The organism is Rhodococcus sp. JS3073 (assembly GCF_026810085.1).
In the GTDB taxonomy this organism is placed as follows: domain Bacteria; phylum Actinomycetota; class Actinomycetes; order Mycobacteriales; family Mycobacteriaceae; genus Rhodococcus_F; species Rhodococcus_F wratislaviensis.
The window spans coordinates 5582933-5601751 of record NZ_CP113951.1; the positions used below are offsets into that span (position 1 = coordinate 5582933).

The 18819-nt window shown below is 67.1% G+C and carries 18 protein-coding genes and 2 pseudogenes; 12 read left to right on the plus strand and 8 right to left on the minus strand.

The window, feature by feature from the left end:
* Positions 1–32: 32 nt before the first annotated feature.
* From OYT95_RS25215 to OYT95_RS25230, 4 genes and pseudogenes are all read right to left on the minus strand, one after another.
* Positions 33–338, minus strand: a complete 306-nt coding sequence (locus tag OYT95_RS25215; RefSeq protein WP_009480802.1) for a hypothetical protein — start codon at positions 336–338, stop codon at positions 33–35.
* On the minus strand, positions 335–2248 hold the full coding sequence (locus tag OYT95_RS25220; RefSeq protein ID WP_268789436.1) for a tyrosine-type recombinase/integrase: 1914 nt from the start codon (positions 2246–2248) through the stop codon (positions 335–337). The genes OYT95_RS25215 and OYT95_RS25220 overlap by 4 nt, the downstream gene beginning before the upstream one ends.
* A complete protein-coding gene (locus OYT95_RS25225) occupies positions 2214–3296 on the minus strand; it encodes a tyrosine-type recombinase/integrase (protein ID WP_268789437.1) in 1083 nt (360 codons plus the stop codon). The genes OYT95_RS25220 and OYT95_RS25225 overlap by 35 nt, the downstream gene beginning before the upstream one ends.
* Before the next feature lie 97 nt (positions 3297–3393).
* Positions 3394–4331 (minus strand): annotated as a pseudogene (locus OYT95_RS25230) (IS3 family transposase); the annotation flags it as partial.
* Between the two features lie 260 nt (positions 4332–4591).
* Here OYT95_RS25230 and OYT95_RS25235 point away from each other — a divergent pair.
* From OYT95_RS25235 to OYT95_RS25255, 5 genes and pseudogenes are all read left to right on the plus strand, one after another.
* Positions 4592–4780, plus strand: coding sequence for a hypothetical protein (locus OYT95_RS25235; protein WP_268789438.1), 189 nt, complete (start codon positions 4592–4594; stop codon positions 4778–4780).
* On the plus strand, positions 4777–5121 hold the full coding sequence (locus OYT95_RS25240; RefSeq protein WP_268789439.1) for a hypothetical protein: 345 nt from the start codon (positions 4777–4779) through the stop codon (positions 5119–5121). The genes OYT95_RS25235 and OYT95_RS25240 overlap by 4 nt, the downstream gene beginning before the upstream one ends.
* A 69-nt stretch (positions 5122–5190) precedes the next feature.
* On the plus strand, positions 5191–5829 hold the full coding sequence (locus tag OYT95_RS25245) for a hypothetical protein (protein ID WP_268789440.1): 639 nt from the start codon (positions 5191–5193) through the stop codon (positions 5827–5829).
* Positions 5830–6474 carry an RES family NAD+ phosphorylase gene (locus OYT95_RS25250; protein ID WP_052033079.1) on the plus strand — a complete coding sequence of 215 codons (645 nt, stop codon included), beginning with the start codon at positions 5830–5832 and terminating at the stop codon, positions 6472–6474.
* A gap of 125 nt (positions 6475–6599) precedes the next feature.
* A pseudogene (locus tag OYT95_RS25255) lies at positions 6600–6793 on the plus strand (hypothetical protein); the annotation flags it as partial.
* Positions 6794–7363: 570 nt separating this feature from the next.
* On the opposite strand, the gene OYT95_RS25260 reads toward OYT95_RS25255, so the two are convergent.
* Both OYT95_RS25260 and OYT95_RS25265 read right to left on the minus strand, forming a co-directional pair.
* A complete protein-coding gene (locus OYT95_RS25260; protein ID WP_128641260.1) occupies positions 7364–8773 on the minus strand; it encodes an FAD-binding oxidoreductase in 1410 nt (469 codons plus the stop codon).
* Between the two features lie 9 nt (positions 8774–8782).
* Positions 8783–9979 (minus strand): L,D-transpeptidase, encoded by a 1197-nt coding sequence (locus OYT95_RS25265; protein WP_268789441.1) that lies wholly within the window; start codon positions 9977–9979, stop codon positions 8783–8785.
* Between the two features lie 256 nt (positions 9980–10235).
* Between OYT95_RS25265 and OYT95_RS25270 the strand changes: the two genes are divergently transcribed.
* Positions 10236–10688, plus strand: coding sequence for a MarR family winged helix-turn-helix transcriptional regulator (locus OYT95_RS25270; protein ID WP_037226211.1), 453 nt, complete (start codon positions 10236–10238; stop codon positions 10686–10688).
* On the plus strand, positions 10685–12109 hold the full coding sequence (locus OYT95_RS25275; RefSeq protein ID WP_112300185.1) for an MFS transporter: 1425 nt from the start codon (positions 10685–10687) through the stop codon (positions 12107–12109). The genes OYT95_RS25270 and OYT95_RS25275 overlap by 4 nt, the downstream gene beginning before the upstream one ends.
* Before the next feature lie 8 nt (positions 12110–12117).
* On the opposite strand, the gene OYT95_RS25280 is transcribed toward OYT95_RS25275, so the two are convergent.
* A complete protein-coding gene (locus OYT95_RS25280; protein WP_268789442.1) occupies positions 12118–12696 on the minus strand; it encodes a TetR/AcrR family transcriptional regulator in 579 nt (192 codons plus the stop codon).
* Between the two features lie 68 nt (positions 12697–12764).
* On the opposite strand from OYT95_RS25280, the gene OYT95_RS25285 reads away from it, so the two are divergent.
* A complete protein-coding gene (locus tag OYT95_RS25285; protein ID WP_009475460.1) occupies positions 12765–13235 on the plus strand; it encodes a group II truncated hemoglobin in 471 nt (156 codons plus the stop codon).
* Here OYT95_RS25285 and OYT95_RS25290 read toward each other — a convergent pair.
* Positions 13223–14350 (minus strand): nitric oxide synthase oxygenase, encoded by a 1128-nt coding sequence (locus tag OYT95_RS25290; RefSeq protein ID WP_268789443.1) that lies wholly within the window; start codon positions 14348–14350, stop codon positions 13223–13225. The two genes, OYT95_RS25285 and OYT95_RS25290, sit on opposite strands and share 13 nt — an antisense overlap.
* Positions 14351–14491: 141 nt before the next feature.
* Between OYT95_RS25290 and OYT95_RS25295 the strand changes: the two genes are divergently transcribed.
* The 4 genes from OYT95_RS25295 to manD all read left to right on the plus strand — a co-directional run bounded on the left by OYT95_RS25295 (position 14492) and on the right by manD (position 18814).
* Positions 14492–15466: an MsnO8 family LLM class oxidoreductase gene (locus OYT95_RS25295; protein ID WP_268789444.1), complete on the plus strand. Its 975-nt coding sequence runs from the start codon at positions 14492–14494 to the stop codon at positions 15464–15466.
* 112 nt (positions 15467–15578) lie between these two features.
* The gene (locus OYT95_RS25300) at positions 15579–16595 is read left to right on the plus strand and encodes a LacI family DNA-binding transcriptional regulator (RefSeq protein ID WP_268789445.1); all 1017 of its coding nucleotides are present in this window, start codon (positions 15579–15581) and stop codon (positions 16593–16595) included.
* The gene (locus OYT95_RS25305) at positions 16596–17600 is read left to right on the plus strand and encodes a 2-hydroxyacid dehydrogenase (RefSeq protein WP_037226196.1); all 1005 of its coding nucleotides are present in this window, start codon (positions 16596–16598) and stop codon (positions 17598–17600) included.
* Complete coding sequence (gene manD / locus OYT95_RS25310; protein WP_268789446.1) at positions 17597–18814, plus strand: D-mannonate dehydratase ManD; 1218 nt, start codon at positions 17597–17599, stop codon at positions 18812–18814. The genes OYT95_RS25305 and manD overlap by 4 nt, the downstream gene beginning before the upstream one ends.
* Positions 18815–18819 lie beyond the last annotated feature (5 nt).

Genomic DNA, 18819 nt, shown 5'->3' on the forward strand with positions numbered 1-18819 from the left:
GCCCAGTTTGTGCCGATCGAGGTCAGAATGGTTCATCGTCGGGGCGGTGGATTGCGGCGAAGGCGGCGCAGTTGTTCTTCGTGTTTGGTGACGGTGGCGGCGAGCGCCTCGACCACGGTGCGAAGGTGCGCGACCTCGGTGGCGAGACCGGTCAGGGTGCGGGCGTCGGTTTGTCGGGTGCGGTGTTCATCGACGACGGCGCGCAGTTGCTTGTCCCGGTAGAGCGTCGCCCGGCCGATCTGGGCCTGTTCGGCGACGGCGGTGAAGGTGATCGGCTGTCCCGTGGTGGCGAGTTCGGCGCAGATCCGTTCAACCCTGACCAGGGCGTTCTCGCTCATGCGGTGTCCGATTGCGCGATGAGCGCGTCGAGTCGGGACACGAGGGTGTGATGCCGCTTCGCCTCGTCGATCCATCCGCGCTTTTCCGCATCTTCGGCGAGATCGTGAGCATCCACGCGTTGTGCAGCGAGTACTCCGAGGTGGGTGGAGTCGGTGTGGAAGCTCGGGCAGTGCTCGCAGATGTTTGCGTAAGGGCAAGAGCCTTGCGCGGGTGCCCGCAGGCAGTAGCCGCCGGCCAGGCGCGATTTGATCGCCGGTGCGTCCTTCCACCCGCCGTCGGTGATGTCGGTGATCGGGAGCTGGGTTCGGCCGGTGGGCATCGGCCCGATGTGGCTTTTCGCCAGGTTCAAGGCGCGTTCGTATTCGGTGCGCACGGTGCTGTCGAAGAGATGCGCGTAACGCAGACTCATTTGGCTCGAGACGTGTCCGAGAAGTGCCATCAGCGCTTGCAGTGATACCCCGGCGTTAATGAGCGCGGTGGCGTAGGTGTGCCGGAGTTGGTGCGGCGTGACGTGCCCAAGGCCTGCCGTCTCGGCTGCTCGGTCCAGTTCTGCTCGCACCGCGTTCTGCGAGAGCCGCTTTCCGTGGTGCGTGAACAGGAAATCCGCGGGCGCCCCGGTGCGGGGATGGCGCATGGGTCGGCCGGGTGAGCGGGTGGCGGTGATGCGATCGACGAGGGTGAGGACCTCCTCGTCGAGCGGAACCATCCGTTCGGAGTCGAGTTTGCCGAGGGGGACCTTCAGCCAGGATCCCTGGCCGGGTATTTCGTGGATGCAGTCGAGTTCGAGGTCGAGGAGTTCACCGATCCGCAGCCCGCATGCCCGCTGCACCAACAGTGCATCGGCTGCCAGTCTGTAGGGCGAGTCCGACAGTGCTGCAGCAAGTTTGCGGTCAGCATCAACGGGTAGGTATCGAGGGAGGAAACGTTGCGGACGGGGCAGATCGGTGCGGAAGATCAGCCGCCGCGCGGGTACGTCGTCCCAGCCCCATTCGGTGATCTCGGCGAGAAAATTGCCGACCGCATGCACGCGCCGGATCCGGTCCGCGACGGTGATCGGCTCACCGGTGACGGTGTTGACGGTGGTGGTCAGTGAGGTGATGAACGGTTCGATGTGTCGGCGCCGGTCCAGCGCGGACAGCGAGGCGATGTCGGGGTCGATGGCGGCGAGGTACCTGCCAAAGTGCGCCAAGCGGGTGGCGAGACTGCTGACCGTCTTGGCCACGCAGGTGGCGCGTTTGCGGTGCAGGTAGGCCACGAACGCCGGACGCAGCGCCGCGGGGACGTCGGCCATCCGCTCGTCGAGGGTGAGCGGCGTGACTGCCGGTCGGGCTTCACTGTCGAGGATCCCGAGGTGAAAGAGAATCTGCCGCGCGCTGTGGGTGGTGCTCCGGTAGTGCCTCGCACCTCGGCCGGTGCGCATCTGGCGAATATCGCACGCGTCCAGCAGGTCCTGCACATCGCTCTCGCGTAGATCGGCCAGGGGACGTTCGGTTTGAATCAGCAGCCTCGCGATGATTTGCGACCCGATGGCCGATGCGACGCGCTGGGTGAATCCCAATTCCAATGCTGCGGAGATGAACTGATTCAGGTCCGGTGCGAGGCAACTGTCGGTCAGTTCGTGCCAGAGGCTCGCGAGTTTGCGGGAGACGAGGTAGTCGTAGCCCGGTTGCAGCCTTCGGCTGACCATCAGGAAGGTGATGAACGGACGGGTCGAGCAGTTCGCAGCCAACCGTGTGTCGAGGGGCAGGTCGGCCCACCGCTGGACCTGCGGCCAGCGCCGCAGGAACGAGCGAGCGGCTTGGGTGTAGGCGGTGTTGCCGCGACGGCGCCGCTCGAGGTGGACCAGGTAGGCGGCGTAGATATCCGCCGGACTCTCAGGTGCGGGCGCGTAGTCGTGTGCGGGCTGCATCGTATTCCGCCTTGACATGTGTTGGTGCCAAATGGATGTAGCGGGCTGTGCTGTCGACGTGCGCGTGCCCGAGCAGTGCTTGCATCACTGCCAGATCCACACCGGCTTCGGCCATCGCGGTGCCGAAGGTATGACGGAGTGCGTGCGGGTGCCCGGCGGGCACTCCGGCTTTGAGCCGGTGATACCGGAAGATGGTGCGCAGCCCGGCCGCCGTCAACGGCTTACCTCTGTTCGGGCCTTTGGCGACGAGGAACAAGCGAGTGCTCGACGATTCGGGCCGCTCGGTGAGCAGATACGTTTGGATCAGCCCTGCGACCTCCACATCGAGTGGCACCCGGCGTTCCTTCGCGCCTTTGCCCACTACTCGTATCCAGCGGGCGCCGATGTCAACGTCGGTAACTTCGAGGGTCAACAGTTCTCCGGATCTCAACCCGGACAGCAACATCAGACCGGCGAGGGATCGGTCCCGCCACGTCCGCAGGCTGGAGAGCAGGTCGGCTGTTTCCCGGCGATCCAGGGACCGTGGTAGTCGCCGCGGCTCCCGCAGGCGTAGAACCGATCGGCGTTTCGGTCGCACCAGGTGTCCGAGTAGACCGCTGCGCTCCTCGGCGCTGACTCTGCGGGCTTCCCGTCCGCTGGGCATCGGGTTGCGCAGGTCGGGTTCGCGCAGCGTGCGGAAGGTGAACAGCCCGGTCAGGGCGGCGAGCCGGTGATTGATGGTGGTCGCCGAATAATGGTCGAGGCGCTTGCCGGTCATCGACAGCACGTTCGCGGGGCGTCCCACGATCGAGGTCTCGCGGCAATGCCGCATGAAGTCCAATACCGTGTTGGTGGTGACCGATTCGAGGTCGTAGTTCCGGGATTCGAGCCAGCGGCAGAATGCGAGCAGATCGTAGCCGTAGGCGCGCAGGGTACGTGGTGAATAGTTTCGGTCGGCGAGGTAGCCGAGGTATTGGTTGACCAGCGGGTAGTTGTCGGCATTGGGCCCGGACAACATCCAGGCGACGTCGGTGCCGGCCTCCAGACGCAGCGTGTGCTGATTCGTCATGAGACAGGTGTAACGCCACCGTCGATGGGGGTCAAGTATTTCCGTGGACGGCGTGTCGATTCATGGGTAACGATCCGGTGGATTAGCCGGTTAACAGGCATGCCCCAACCTTCCCCATTGATCCTTGTAAACCATTGCAGGTCAGCAATTCTACGAAGATTCCGGAACGGAACTGGCTGCCGCGATCGGAATGTACGACGGTGCCGTCCGGGTGGCGGAGCGCAATGGCATTTCGCAGCGCCGAACATGCCAGGTCCGCGGTCATCCGGTCGGCGATCGAATAGCCGACGATCCGGGTGGAGAAGCAGTCCTTGATCGCGCAGAGGTAGAGCTTGCCCTCATCGGTCCAGTGCTCGGTGATGTCGGTCAACCACAACCGGTCGGGCTGCTGGGCGGTGAACTTCCGCCTGACGAGGTCGTCATGGACCGGGGGCCCGGATCGACGATGAAGTTCTCGCTTCTTGGCGAACACCGAGAAGATCCGCTGCTGCGAACACAGCCGGTGGACGCGGTTCTCGCCGGCGACGATGCCGTGGGTGGGTAGTTCGTCGGCGATGAACCGGTATCCGAACTCCGGGTCGCCGGCGTGGATATCGAGTGCGGCGTTGATCAGATGGGCATCGTCCCAATCCCGCTGTGAGACGGGATCGGTGTTCCACTTGTAGAACGCTTGCCGGGAGAATCCCAGCACCCGGCAGGTCACCGCGACGGCGATACCGTCGGCGGCAAGTTCACGGACCAGCGGGAACATCATTTTGGGTTGACATCGCGCGATAGGTAGGCCACCGCCCGGCGCATCACCTCCGCTTCCTGTTCGAGCAGCCGGATACGTTTGCGGGCCTCGCGGAGCTCGTCGGATTCGTCCCGTGTGGGGCCGGGTCGGGTGCCGTCCTCGATGTCGGCCTTGCGCAGCCAGTTCTTCAGGCAAGTCTCGGAGATCCCGAAGTCCTTCGCGATCTGTTCCAGCGGGGCTTCGCGTTTGCGGGCCACGGCGACGACGTCGCGGCGGAACTCCTCGGGATACGGCTTCGGCATGTCGATCATCCTTCCACTGTGAGGGCAGATCCCTCACAGGTCAGGTGTCAACCAGAGCCGGGGCAGTCCCGTCCGGGCACCCGCCGAACTCGTTCAAAGCCAGTGGCATCCGAGCGCCCGGTCACCCACTGCCCGGGTGGTTTGATCTGATCGACGAACTCCCACGGCGGCTACCTGTACGTCGCATTGTCCCTTGCGGGAGCCGTCACCGGCATCCTGCGCGATATGCACATCCCGCGATCGGGGACCATGCGCCGGAAATGGCTCGCCGACAAGGCGCACACCCGGAGGGTGTGGATCGGTACGTCATTGCGGCGTCCCTGCTGGACGGCGACCTCCGATCGCTGAACCTGTCGGGGACCTTGGTGGGCTGTGACCGCGGTGCCTACCCCTGGTCCCGCACCACCTGCCATCAGATCCTCGGCGTCAACCCCGGCGCCGACGGGTGAACTATCACTGCCGCTGCAATCCCGCCGAACTCGCCCTGATGCTGCTGGACCGCGGAACCCTCGACTCGACCGCACTCACCATCGCCGAATCCCACGACGTGCTGACCGACCCGGACACCTTCGACGAGGTGGGCGAGGTCCTCGACGAGGTCCACCACCTGAACTATGTGGGTGCGGGCAGCGCACGACAGCCTGGCACATGGTCCCGACACCGCACGAAGCCCCGCATGTGCGCCGCGGGCGGACGGGCCGAGCTGACCGGTTCTTCAGCGGCAGGTGGCATACCCCCGGCAGGAGGTCATCAGGTGAGTCGCCGGCACCAGCCGTCACGGGTGCGGTAGCGGCCCCTCCCGTTTCGCGCTATCATGAATTTGTGTGTGATAATAGATGAAAGTAAGGGGCTGGGCGTGATGAACGAGGCCACCGATGCCAGCACCGAAGCCAGCACCGAAGCCCGCTACCTACGCGGCGATCTCGGCTTCGAGGAGGCGCTACGAGAGGTGACCGGCACCGACGTCGGCCGGAAGTTCTTTGCCCAGATCCTGCACAGCCTCTCCGACCGGAACCCGGCGGCACCGCCGCTGTCCGACCACGACGCAGCCCTGCTCGATCAGGCCGGGTTCGTCGACGACCCGGCCGCGGCGACGACCGCACGGGTGGACCGCGACATTCGGATGCAGGAACTGGTCCGCCACTCCCTGTCGATCGCGGAGGCCGCGGACCGTCTCGGGGTGACCGCGGCCCGGATCCGGCAACGCCTCGGCGAGGGCACCCTGTGGGCGTTCGCGTCGGGCCGGAACCGGTTGCTCCCGCCCGCTCAGTTCACCGATACCGGTGCGGTGCCGCACCTCGACCAGGTGATGCCGTTGTTGGCGAAGGACCTGCACCCGCTGACCGTGCAGGCGTTGCTGACCCTCCCGCAACCGTCCCTGACCGTGGAGGGCCGGCCAGTGTCGATCGTGGCCTGGTTGACCGGCAGCGCCGGAACCGCCGCCGACATCGAACAGGTCCACGACGTGATCATCGCCGCCGAATGGGAATCGGCATAGATGGGGTCGATGCTGCCCGCACCACCGACCATCGCCGACCTTCGTGATGCCGGCGTGCGCGGCGAGGAAGTGATCGACTGGCAACCGGCCGAGGTGGTGTGGCGGGTGCATCGCACCACCGGCACCCATGTGCTGCCCTGGAACGGACTGCGCACGTTCGGGCCGATCCTGCGGTTCGACCACCACCCGCCCCCGCGCGCCGAGCATCCCGATTACGGCATCTGGTACGGCGCCTCCAGTCCCCGCGGCGGGCTGGCCGAGGCGTTTCAGAGCGCCCGGGTGATCGACCGCCACCGCGGCGATCCGTATCTGACCGGGCTGCGATTCACCCGGCCGCTGAGACTGCTCGATGTGTCCGGCATCGGCGAGGGGACGTGGGCGACACGGGTCGGCGGCAACCACGCCCTCGACTCCGCCGCGCACGGCCGAACCCAGCACTGGGCCCGCAACATTCACCGCGCCCATGACGATCTCGACGGGATCGTCTACCGCGGCCGGTTCGCCGGCAGTGTCTGCATCGCGATCACCGAACGCGCCGCCGACGCGTTCCCCGTGCTGCCGGCGTTGTCGCTGCCGTTGTCGCATCCCGGGTTGTCCGGGCCGATCGACGGCGCGGCCTATCAGCTCGGCTACACCATCACCTGACGCTGCGACACACGCGAGGGCGAATCGGTTGGGATCGCGGCACATGGCGTCCCGGCACCGGGGCCGCGATGCTGACGCTCGTTGCGCGGCGAGTAGGAGCTCCCACCGCCAAAACGCGAGTTCCAAGAGCAGCCGTCTCCCGGTACCGGTCCGGGGAAACGAACGAGTTGCGTGTCGACGCCAGCAGGAAACTCAAACTCGTGAAGGCCCAGGAATCATGAAACGCGCCGGAGTGTTGCGCCCGGACGGAACACCGAAAAGAGCGGTAATCCGGGTCAAGGGTGGTGTCATGGTCCGCAACGGTGCCGACGAGGGCTACGTCGTAGGCCTCGAGAATTTCCATGATGTCCCTGTCAGACTTCTTCATGCGTCCCTCCGGTGGGAGTCGCTCAAGGTGGTCGAAGACCTCGAGCAAAACCCCGGAGGGGCGTCGTTGTCAGGACCGACACACCGCCGGCCCTATGCCCATCGTCAGGGCGATCAGCTGTCCGTCAGCAGGGACGAACGTGTCCGCCTACAGGGAGGTTGGCATGTCCGCTAGCAGTCTGCGTGTCGAAGACGGTCGGATGGCGGTCGGATGGCGGAGGTTCCGCGAGGCTGGCGGGGTGATGCCACAACCTCTACCTGATCGTGCTGTCGCCTCGCAGCGGTCGGGACGAGAACACCTCTCTACAGCTATCATGCGGAGGGGACGAGTTGGTCCCCGTCCCGGTCCAGACGAGTTCGTCCGTCAGGCATGTGCTGCGGGGGATGCGGTGCAGATGGTTCGTCCCCCCGACGGAAATCGCACCGCCACTTGATCTCCGGTGCACTGGATGCGGTCGATTTTCCTCGCGGCCCGTTTCGCCGGTGTGGCTCCCGTTGACGATTGCGTGTGACACCCGGAATCTCAGAGCGGATAGTGCGTCAGCACTCCCATCGGATCGTGCCTCTGCCGCAGTTCTCGCAGTCGGCGAAGGTTCCCGCCGTAGGCCGCGTCGATCTCGGCGCCGGTCTCGGGAAAGCCCGGCCGGACCTCGACGCTGTAGACGCCGATCGTGTGGGGTGCGAGCGCGTCGAGGGTGCCGCCCGCCCACGACAAGCAGGCGGCACCGTCGTAGGGGTCGGACCAGATGGCGTTGAGCGGAATGTTCCACTCGCCGCTCCGGCCCCAAAACGCGGTGTCGCCGTCACCGACGTCGGCGAGGGCTCCGCCGGTGTGCTGGAAGTCGATACGACATTCGCGCGTCGGCGCCCCGCGGATCTGGGTGGCCAACGCCTCCGCGAGTGGGGAGTCGAGGGTCGGTCCGGTGAAGACCGCCTTGCCGAAGAACGACCCCCGGCGCTCGCCCGGTCCGGGCAGCCGGATCGGTTCCGGTTCTGCGCCGCCCGGTCCGGGTGGTGCGAATTCGGGTAACCCGGTGAGGTAGGTGCCGGACAACTCCGACCGGTACAGGACGCTGCCCGACACGTCGGCGACCGCGGTGGCAGCCGCCCGGGCGCGGTCGATGTCGGATTCGTCCCCGCTCGCACATGCGGTGTACACGAAGAGGACGGGTTCCTCGGGAGACAGTGCGCTGTAGCCGAGTACCGCGCCCATCGTCGTGTCCCGCGGAAGCGTCGGGGCGACACGGAAGTAGGTGGCGAGCGCCTCGAGTCCGAGCACCATGCGGTCGACCCACACCGGACCCACCGGGTGTGTCCGCAGCACCGCCGACGTCACGACGCCGAAGCACGGCGCGCAACCCCGGACCGCCCACCACAGATCCGCCTCGTCGCCGGTGCTGGCATCGGACAGGTGGACGACCTCGCCGGACGGAAGCACGAGTTCGACCTCGACGAGCTGATCGAGCGTCAATCCCAGACTGCGAGTGAGGTATCCGACGCCGCCGCGGGTGACGAGTCCGAACCCGGCGTGGCCCACGATCCCCACCGGTACCACCCGGCCGGTGGGTGCGAGCGCGTCCAGCATGGTTCCCACGGTGGCACCGCCGGCGACGACCACCCGGTCGTCGTCGGGTCGGGCCGTGTTCAGGTGCGCCGACAGGTCGAGCATGACGGCATCGTCGGCGACGCAGTTGGAACTCAGCCCACCGCCGCGGACGGTGACGGTGCCGCCCGTCCGATGCGCGACCCTCATGACGGTGGAGACCTCCTCCACGGACACCGGTTGGACGACGCAGGACGGCCGGCGTCTCGCGGCATCGGGAAAGAACACTCTGCCCAGTGCGGTGCGGTAGTCGTCGGTGTCCGGCAGATGAACCCGGTGCGGGAGAACCGCCTTCAACTGCGCGACACATTCCGCGGATGGTGAACTCACGAGCGCCTCCTATCCGGTTGCGTTACCTGCCTGCCACTGATCCCACGGGACCTCCCAGTCCCCGTACGTGTCCCACACGGGCAGGAGCGGTCCGCCCGAGTTGGTGATTTCGACGACGTCGCCGATACCGAAATGGTCGAACATCCACTGCGCGTTGGCGGGTGCCAGGTTCACGCAGCCGTGGGAGACGTTGCTGCTGCCCTGGTCGCCCACCGACCACGGCGCCGAGTGGACGAACTCGCCGTCGTTGGAGATCCGCAGGTTGAGATCGACCTTTTCGCGGTAGTAGTCGGGGTCGCCGGCGCAGACCCCGTACGTGCAGGAGTCCATGATGATGCTCTGCTGCTTGTCGGAGATCACGTGCGGACCCTCGTGCGAGGGGTGGTCGGGGGTGCCGAGACTCATCGGCATCGCGTTCTCCTGGACGCCGTTGTGGAACACGGTGAGCATCTTGCTCGCCCCGTCCGCCTTGGCCACCCACGAGTCGTGCACGGTGTAGTCGGCAGCGTTGTTCTCGGCGCCGAAGATCCCGTCGCCCAGATCGACGCCGTACACGTCGGCCTCGATGTGGATCTTGGTGCCGGGCGCCCAGTATCCCGCCGCTCGGTAGTGCGCGTTCTGGTCGTCGGTCCAATACCAGGCGCCGGGCTGCGGCGGTGTCGTCGTCACCTGCAGTCGCTGCTGCACCTCGGCCTTGTTCACGACCGGTGCGGTGAATTGGAAGACCATCGGCTGGCCGACGCCGATCCCGGTGTCCGCGACGACCTCGGGTGCCGGGACGACGTTCGCGTACGCGGTGGTGCCGGGCGTCAACGTCGTGACGGTGAAGGTCTGCTCGACCGGGGCGCCGTCGGGGTTGACCGCGTCCGCGACGACTGTGTACGTGGAGCCGTAGCCCAGCGGTTGGCTGCTCGTCCAGTTCGTGCCGTCGGGAGTGAGGTGTCCGGCGACCGGTGTGTTCTGCTCCGCGGGATTCGTGACGGTCACGGCCGTCAGCCGGCCGCCCGTCGCGGTGACCACGATCGGGGTGGTCGGGTTGATCGGCGCCCCGTCGGCGGCGGGGACGGCAATCGAGGCGGGCGCGGACTGGGAGGTGGTCGGGGGTTCCGAGGTGCCGGTGTCTCCGATGGTGCATGCCGTGGCCAGGAACGTCATGGCCACCACCGCGACAATGCCGGCTGTCCGTGTGCGAAGAGTCACGACCACCTTCTTTCGGATCTGGATCAGCGCTCGCCGTCCTCATACTGCCAGCGATCGCCTCGGAGGTTCCTGTGAGACACCCGCCCCGCTCGCCCTACCTGCAGGAATTCGAGCGCGTGGCGCCTCCCCTCGGTGTATTAGACAGCAGTGCTGATGAAAATTACTGTCCGTTTCGTCGATATCAGGACGATTACGTTCATTGAAGACCGGAAATAAAACAGCTAGACTGGCTAATGAACCTGACTGTGAGAGGGAGGCCGCAATGGACCGCAAGGTCGATCAGCTCCGCGAGGACGTCGTTCTGTTCAACCGACGTATCCGGACCCAGCGAGCGGGGCACCTGCTCACCCCCTCTCAGCTCCAGGCCCTTGCGCATCTCGACCGGGAAGGTCCGATGAGCGCACGCGCTCTCGCCGATCTCGAGCAGGTGGCGCCGCAGTCCATCGCGCGGACCGTCTCGATACTCGAGGAATCTGGCATGGTTACCCGGACCGTGGATCCCCAGGACGCGCGAGCGAGCATCGTCGCGATCACCGCGCTGGGGTTGCAGACGCTCGTCGACGACCGGTCGCGGCGTAGCGAGTGGCTGACGGCCGCGCTGGCCGCCGAATGCACCGACGCCGAACGTGACCTCCTCTTCATCGCCGGACGGCTACTCCGCCGGCTCGCCGGAACTCCCGAACCGGCGCCGCAGGAGTCACTGATGAACTCGTGAGCGCGACCGTCGCCGATACCGGCCTCGCCCAGAAGTCCCCGTCCGTCCCGTTCCGGGTGAGCGGTTCCGTCGCCACGGGAAGCATCCTCCAGCCGCTGAACTCGTCGATGATCGCGGTGGCGATCGTCGGCATCGCCGCCCAGTTCGGCTCCTCGTCCGGGATCACGTGGGTGATCTCGGGGCTCTACATCGCCACGGCCGTCACCGCCCCGATGGCAGGCAAGCTCGGCGCGCTGCTCGGAGCCCGGAAGGTCTACCTCGGGGGCCTCGCCCTGGTAGCGCTGGGCTCGATCGCCGGTCTGCTCGCACCCAGCGTCGGCTGGCTCATCTTTTCCCGCATCCTCGTCGGAATCGGAACCGCGACACAGTATCCCAATGCGATGACGATGATTCGCGGGTACGCGGAGCGACATGGCGCGCAACCGCGCACCGCGATCACGACCCTCGCGATCTGCAGCCAGGCGGTCGTGGCACTGGGCCCGACGCTCGGCGGACTGCTCGTCGGGGCGTTCGGCTGGCAGTCGATCATGTGGATCAACCTCCCGATCGTCGCGTTCAGCGCGGTCGCGGTCACGAAATTCGCGAAGGTCGGCTTCGTCGGCGGCATCTCGGTCAGCGGCCGGCAACTGCTGCACGCGCTCGACGTGGCCGGGGTCGTCCTGTTCCTCGGGCTCGTCTCGTCGACGATGCTGTTCCTGCTGTCGCTCACCACCGACCCCGTGTGGTGGCTGATCCCCGTGTGGGTGCTGGTGCTGGCCCTGTTCGTCCAATGGGAACGGCGGGCGGACGAGCCGTTCATCGACGTTCGGGCCCTGGCCCGAAACCGTGCGCTGAGCGCCACACTCGCCCGCACCCTCCTCACCTACACCGCGTTCTACTGTGTCTTCTTCGGCATCCCGCAATGGTTGCAGTACTCCCGCGGAATGAGCGCCACCGAGGCGGGTCTGACGATGCTGCCCGTCGCCGTCGTCGGTATCGGCTCCACGTTGTTCGCGTCACGGACGTATCGGCGGTACGGGGTGCGCCGAACGCTCACCGTCGGGACATGTGCGCTCCTGGTGGGCGGGCTGCTCCTGGCGTCGGTGGAGAGCAGTACGGCCCCGATCGTCGTGCTTCTCCTGGTGGCCGCGGTGCTGGGAATTCCCAATGGATTCAACAATATCGGCAATCAGAATCTGATCAGCTCGGTCACGTCCGTGGAGGAAGTGGGCACGGCGATCGGGATGTACCGCACCGTGCAGTACATCGGAGCGAACCTGTCCGCCGTCGTGCTGCAGACCACCGCCGGTCATGTGATCGGCGACGACGGACTGCACCGCACGGGCTGGTTCATCGCCGTCGCGGGTGTCCTCCTCCTCATCGGTGTCCTGATGTCACGGAACATGGGGGACCGGCGGTCGACGAACGCGTCGACGGCGTAGCAACCGCGTCAGGCAGGCGGCGTCCCGCCGACGGCCCGCCAGATCAATGTCGCGGTCCGGGCCGGCCAATCGGCGGGTGGGCGATCACCGGCCAACGCCCGGCCGTACCAACTGCCGGTGGTCATCGAGACGGCGACGTCGAGATCGGCGTCGGCGTCGATCAGCTTCAGTTCGGCGGCGCGGTCCAGGATGGCGCGGATTCGACGCCGGCGCGGCGCCACCACCCGGGCGCGGTACTGCGCGCGGACGTCGGCGTCCGTCGTGTCCTGCAGCATCGTGCCGACCAGCGACAACCGGCCGCTCCGCGACACCCCGCGCTGGAAGTCGGTCAGCTCGCGCACCAGATCCCCGAAGGGATCGGCCGAGGACCGCCCCGACCGTTCGTCGGCCAACTGCGCCACGACGGCGGCGGCGAGCTCCGACTTCGACGCCCACCGCCGGTACAGCGCCTGCCGGGTGGTGCCGGCCTCCGCGGCGATCGCGGCGATCGACATCGCGTCGTATCCGGCCCGGGACAATTGCCTGCCCGCCACTTTCAGCACGCGAGTGTCGATGTCGGTGTCGCGGCTGCGCCCGGTCACAGTCATGCTCGATCCTCGTTTCAATCCAATGCTGGTGTGTATCGTAATGGAGAAGACGGAGATGAGGAGCTCCCATGGGTGATCAGGAAACACCGTCCCTGTACGAATGGGCAGGCGGTGAGCAGTCGTTCCGGCGGCTGATCGATGCCTTCTACGACCGGGTGGAGCGCGACGACCTGCTGTCCCCGATGTTCCCCGGCGGAGTGCACGAGGAGCATCGCCGCAACGTGACGCTGTGGTGGTGCGAGGTGTTCGGCGGTCCACCCGGCTACACCGACCGACTCGGTGGCTACGAACGGATGTTGCGACACCACATCGGTCTGGACATCAGCCGGGAGCAGCGGCACCGCTTCGCCGCGACGATGAGTCTTGCCGCCGACGACGCCGGGCTGCCGTCCGACCCCGAATTCCGCTCGGCCTTCATGGCATACGTCGAGTGGGGCACCAGGCTCGCGTTGCAGAACTCGAGCCCTGGCGCCGAGGTGGTCGAGCACGCACCCGTACCGCACTGGGGTTGGGGCGTCGCCCCGCCCTACCGCGGCTGACCGGAGATCGGGCAACCCGAGCTGGCGGCCGGGAGAAAGTTCGGGCGGATGTCCATGTCGGGTGCGTCGTAGAGCCGGTGGAACGTGGGGGTGAGTGCCGCCGACATCGGCGGGTTGATCCACGACCAGTCGGTCGGGCACTTCCGGCCGAGTGACGCTTCGCGTTCGACGTGGCTGATGAACTGCTTGGCAACGGTGTGATGATCGACCATGTGCACGCCGGCCTGCCGGTAACTGTGGATCACCGCGCGGTTCAGTTCGACCAGTCCGCGGTCGCGCCACAGCGTCCGCTCCGATGTCGTGTCCAGGCACAGCCGTTCGGCGATCGCGGGCAGCATGTCGTACCGATCCTCGTCGCTGAGGTTGCGGGCCCCGACCTCCGTGCTCACGTACCACCCGCTGAACGGGGCGAGCGGGTAGGTCAGCCCGCCGACCGAGAAGCTCATGTTCGACACGGCGGGAACGGCATGCCACTTGAGACCGAGATCGGCGAACCAGGCGTAGTCCGGGTGCTCGATCTCGACCTCGAGCACCAGCTCGGATGGAATCTCGTACCAGCGCAGCGTCTCGTCGGGTGTGCTGACCAGCAGCGGCAGCACGTCGAACGGCGTGCCTGCGCCCCGCCACCCCATCTTCGTCACCGCCTCGGTGATTCCGACCTGGGCGGGGTCCCCGGTCACCGTCCCGTCCGCGTGGCGGTAGCCCGCGTACCGGATCAGTTGCGGGCTGACGATCTTGTACTCGCGTCCGTCCGCCAGCGGTAGGGGACCGACCGTGATGACCGAGCGCAGGGCGCCGCCGTTCGTCGCGACCCGCAGGTGCTCCCAGCACGCCTCCGCAATCTCGTCCGCGGTGGTGACGTGCCGGGCATCGATCAGCTTCAGCGTGCGCCAGTGCTTGCGACCGACGCACCGGGCGTGGTTGCGCCAGGCCAGCTGCGAGCCGACTTCCAGTTCCTCCACGGTGTGCTCGTAGCGGCCCGTCTCCGCCAGCGACTCCAGTGCGTCCGCGAGGCGGGCCGTGGGCAGGTGGGCCAGCTCGGGCTCGCTGAAGAACTCTGCGCACTCCCGCATCTGCGCTGCGGACCGCGACGTGACGTCCAGCGAGTACGACATAGTCCCTGTGCTGCTCACCATTGACCTCCCGGCGATCGTGGATCCTGCGGCGGTCAGTATGTCAGCGAAGCGGGCACACTCGTCCACCGAGTGCGGGCGGGGTGAGGAAATACCGTCGGCCGGCGGACCGTTGCCTCGGAGGTGAAGCTCTCGATTCTGGACCGGTCCCGCACGCGACGGGGTGTGCCCGACTCTGCCGCGCTGACCGGGACGATCGAGCGGGCGGTGCGTGCCGAGCAGCTGGGTTTCCATCGGTTCTGGGTGGCCGAGCATCATGCCGTGCCGGGCATCGCGAGTGGGTCGCCGCCCGTGCTGCTCGCTGCCCTCGGCGCCCGCACCGACCGGATCCGGCTGGGCTCGGGGGGTGTGATGCTGCCGAATCACCAGCCTCTCGTGGTGGCCGAGCAGTTCCTGATGCTCGAGGCGATGTACCCGGGCCGGATCGATCTGGGGGTCGGACGGTCGCTCGGGTTCACGAAGCCGGTGCGCGAGGCGCTGCGCCGTGACCGCGACGCCCCCGACACGTTCGCCGACGACCTCGACGAGGTGCGGAGCTATCTCGAGGGCAAGGGCGCCGTGACGGCCCGTCCCCAGGTGACGAGTCCGCCGCCGATATTCGTTCTCGCCACCCGGCGGGGGCTCGACTTCGCTGCGAAGGCCGGTCTGCCGGTGGTGGTCGGTGGGCCGGTCCTCGGAGGGTCGGGTACCCGCGTCCCGGAACTCGACCGGTACCGCGACAGCTTCGTCCCGTCCGCCGGAAATCGGTCCCCGTACGTGATGATCTCGCTCGAGGTGATGATCGCCGAGGACGAAGACCGGGCGCGTGAGCTGCTACTTCCGGAGGCGTGGGCGCTGGCGCAGTCGAGTCGGACCGGCGAGTTCCCGCCGCTCGAATCGGTCGCGGACATCCGGGGTCGGGCGTGGACTTCGCGGCTGCGCGAACAGGTCGACGCCTCGATCGCGACGTCGATCCACGGCACCGCCGAGCAGGTCACGGTCGCGCTCGACGCGCTGGCCGCGCGCACCGGCGCGGACGAACTCCTGGCCTCGACGTCGACGTTCGACCGGGCGGCGCTGTTCGAATCCGACCGGCTGTTGTCGATCCTGGACGTGTGAACGCGCACGACGCCCACGGTTGCCGCAAGCCTTGCGCAAGTATTGACAATCTTGCGCAAGACGGTGGATAGTGTGTGTCGGCAGTCACAACGAACAGCGAGGCGGTAGCACCGTGGCACCCACCTTGACCGAGGTCGCTCAACGCGCAGGGGTATCCCTGTCCACCGCGTCGCGGGCCTTCAGTGCCCCGGACCGGATCGGACCCGACACGCTCGCGCGGATCATCGCGGTCGCCGACGAGATCGGCTACAGGGCGGCGTCACCGACGCGCACCGACGTGGTGCGCCCCACCGCCACCACCGTCGCGGTCGTGGTGCCCGACATCGGGCACACGGTGTTCGCGAGCTTCGTGAAGGCGGCGCAGGCTCAGGGGTGGCACCGGCGCCAGACGGTGCTCCTCACCGACACCGACGGCAGCGCCGACCGTGAGCGTGAGGTTCTCGGCGAGTTGCAGTCACGCGTCGACTCGCTCGTGGTCTGCGCTCCGCGGCTGCCCGCATCGGACATCGTGCAGCTCGCCGGTGACACCCCCTTGGTGCTCGTCAACCGCTCGTCACCCGAATGCGATTGCATCGTGGCGGACTCCGAGGACGGAATTCGTCAGGCCGTCGACTACCTCGTCGCCCTCGGGCACGAGCACCTCGCCTACGTCCAGGGCTCGCCGCAGTCCTGGTCGAACCAGCGTCGCGTCGCCGCGGTCGAGGAACTCTGCAAGGCCCGGGATGTGCAGCTGAGCCTGCTCGGCTGGCAGCAGGAAACCCTCGCCGGCGGTCATGCCGCGGCTGCGAGCGTGATCGCGACGGGCGCGAGCGCCGTGATCACGCACAACGATCCGATGGCCATCGGAGTGATGAACGGCGTCCGCGCAATGGGCTTCTCGGTGCCGGCGGACCTGAGCGTCGTCGGCATCGACGACTCGCCGCTGGCCGAACTCGCCAGCCCCGCGCTCACGAGCATCAACGTGCCGATGGCACGAGCCGGCGTGCTGAGTCTGGACCTGGTGTTCCAGCGCGCGAACGAGCCGGACTCCGATACCCGAGAAATCCACCTCCCCACTCAACTGGTCGTCCGTGCTTCGGCCGGACCGGCGCACGATCGGGTGTTTCGCCCCGGAAAAGAGAGCCGCTAGATGAAAATCGTTGTTGCTGACCGCAACCTGATTCCGCACCGATCCCGGCTCGAGGCCACGGTTCCGTCCGATTCGCGGCTGTCCTGGCACGACGGCTTCGACGAAGCGGCCCTGGCCGAGGATCTTCGCGATGCCGACGTCTACGTCGGGGGAAAGTTCACATCATCCCTGGCGTCGTCTGCAGAGCGGCTGCGCCTCGTCCACGTCGCCGGTGCAGGAACGGACAACATCGCCTTCGACGCCCTGGCGCCGGATGTGCTGGTGGCGAACACCTTCCACCACGAGAAGTCGATCGCCGAGTACGTCGTGGCGACCGCGGTGATGCTCCGGCGCGGTTTCGTGGCTCAGGACAAGGCGCTCCGGCAGGGGGTCTGGGCGACCTCGGTCTACGACGACCGTCTCACACAGTCGAATTCGCTGCAGGACGCGAAAGTGGGTTTCGTGGGGTTCGGCCACATCGGCCACGCCACGTGGAATCTGTTCCGAGCATTCGGCGCGACGGGAGCGGCCGTGACCGGCCGTGGCAACGTCGACGCCCCGAGTGCGGGATTGGACTGGGCGGCGGACGTTTCCCAGCTCGGGCGTCTCCTCGTCGAATCCGATGTCGTCGTCGTGTCCGCACCACTCGACGACCGGACGCGGGGCATGATCGGCGCCGACGAACTGCGCGCACTCGGCAGCGACGGTGTGCTGGTCAATGTGGGCCGCGGACCACTCGTCCAGGAGCAGGCACTGTTCGACGCACTGTCCTCGTCGACCATCGCGGCTGCGGCCATCGACGTCTGGTACGACTATCCCGGACCCGACGGTCGCGGGACGCCCAGCGCTCTGCCGTTCTCCGAACTCCCCAACATCCTGATGACACCGCACTCTTCCGGGGTGTCACGACAGACTTTCGTCGGCCGCGTCGACGACATCGCCGACAACATCACTCGACTCGCCCGCGGCGAGCAACTGCGCAACGTCGTCGCTCCCGCCGTCGGCTCGAAAGGATCACGAGCATGACCGACAAGATCATTTCCGCGGACGTACTGGTCTGCAGCCCCACCCGCAACTTCGTCACCCTGAAGATCACCACGGCCGACGGCGTCGTCGGTTACGGTGACGCCACGCTCAACGGCCGTGAACTGTCCGTCGCGTCGTACCTCCGGGACCATGTCGCTCCCTTGCTGATCGGACGCGACCCGGCGCGGATCGAGGACACCTGGCAATACCTCTACCGCGGCGTGTACTGGCGGCGCGGGCCGGTCACGATGGCCGCGATCGGCGCCGTCGACGTCGCCCTCTGGGACATCAAGGGCAAGACCCTCGGCCAGCCCGTCTACCAGTTGCTCGGCGGTGCCGTCCGCGACCGGGTGCTCTCCTACACCCACGCGACCGGGTGGGACGCGCCCGCGCTGCTCGACTCCGTCGACGCGAAGCGTGAGAAGGGCTTTCAGGCGATTCGAGTGCAGTCCGGGGTTCCCGGCCTGGATTCGGTGTACGGCGTTCACCAGGGCGCCGCCGGATACGAGCCCGCGAGCCGCGGCGCCCTCCCGGTCGAAGAAGTGTGGGACACGGACGCGTACCTCAACCATGCCCCCCGGATCCTCGAGGCCGTTCGCGAACACGTCGGTCCCGAACTCAAATTGCTGCACGACGCCCACCATCGGCTCACCCCGCAGCAGGCCGCGCGGCTGGGGAAGTCGGTCGAGCACGTGGACCTGTTCTGGCTCGAGGACGTCACGCCGGCCGAGAACCAGGATGCGCTGCGTCTGGTGCGCAACCACACCACGACACCCCTGGCGATCGGCGAGGTCTTCAACACGATCTGGGACTGCCAGCACCTGATCACCGAGCAGTTGATCGACTTCATCCGCGTGGGCATCGTCCACGCAGGCGGAATCAGCCACGTCCGCAAGATCTTCGCGCTCGCCGAGGTGTACCAGGTTCGCGGCGGACCGCACGGCCCGTCGGACGTCTCACCGATCTCCCTGGGCGCGAGCCTGCACCTCGGGCTCGCGACACCGAACTTCGGAATCCAGGAGTACATGGGTTACGACCCGCTCGTCAGCGAGGTCTTCCCCCACGCGTGGTCGTTCTCGGACGGTCACCTCACCCCCGGCGACGTTCCGGGTATCGGAGTGAACATGAACGAGGAACTCGCGGAAAAGTATCCGTACGAGCAGGCGTATCTCCCGGTTGCCCGGCGCCGCGACGGCTCCATGACGGATTGGTGACGGGC

Excerpts from the sequence above, each read along its gene's own strand:
- OYT95_RS25215 (WP_009480802.1), bottom strand. The coding sequence starts at position 338 with ATGAGCGAGAACGCCCTGGTCAGGGTTGAACGGATCTGCGCCGAACTC.
- OYT95_RS25220 (WP_268789436.1), bottom strand. The coding sequence starts at position 2,248 with ATGCAGCCCGCACACGACTACGCGCCCGCACCTGAGAGTCCGGCGGAT.
- OYT95_RS25225 (WP_268789437.1), bottom strand. The coding sequence starts at position 3,296 with ATGACGAATCAGCACACGCTGCGTCTGGAGGCCGGCACCGACGTCGCC.
- OYT95_RS25235 (WP_268789438.1), top strand. The coding sequence starts at position 4,592 with ATGGCTCGCCGACAAGGCGCACACCCGGAGGGTGTGGATCGGTACGTC.
- OYT95_RS25245 (WP_268789440.1), top strand. The coding sequence starts at position 5,191 with ATGAACGAGGCCACCGATGCCAGCACCGAAGCCAGCACCGAAGCCCGC.
- OYT95_RS25250 (WP_052033079.1), top strand. The coding sequence starts at position 5,830 with ATGGGGTCGATGCTGCCCGCACCACCGACCATCGCCGACCTTCGTGAT.
- OYT95_RS25270 (WP_037226211.1), top strand. The coding sequence starts at position 10,236 with ATGGACCGCAAGGTCGATCAGCTCCGCGAGGACGTCGTTCTGTTCAAC.
- OYT95_RS25280 (WP_268789442.1), bottom strand. The coding sequence starts at position 12,696 with ATGACTGTGACCGGGCGCAGCCGCGACACCGACATCGACACTCGCGTG.
- OYT95_RS25285 (WP_009475460.1), top strand. The coding sequence starts at position 12,765 with ATGGGTGATCAGGAAACACCGTCCCTGTACGAATGGGCAGGCGGTGAG.
- OYT95_RS25290 (WP_268789443.1), bottom strand. The coding sequence starts at position 14,350 with ATGTCGTACTCGCTGGACGTCACGTCGCGGTCCGCAGCGCAGATGCGG.
- OYT95_RS25305 (WP_037226196.1), top strand. The coding sequence starts at position 16,596 with ATGAAAATCGTTGTTGCTGACCGCAACCTGATTCCGCACCGATCCCGG.
- manD (WP_268789446.1), top strand. The coding sequence starts at position 17,597 with ATGACCGACAAGATCATTTCCGCGGACGTACTGGTCTGCAGCCCCACC.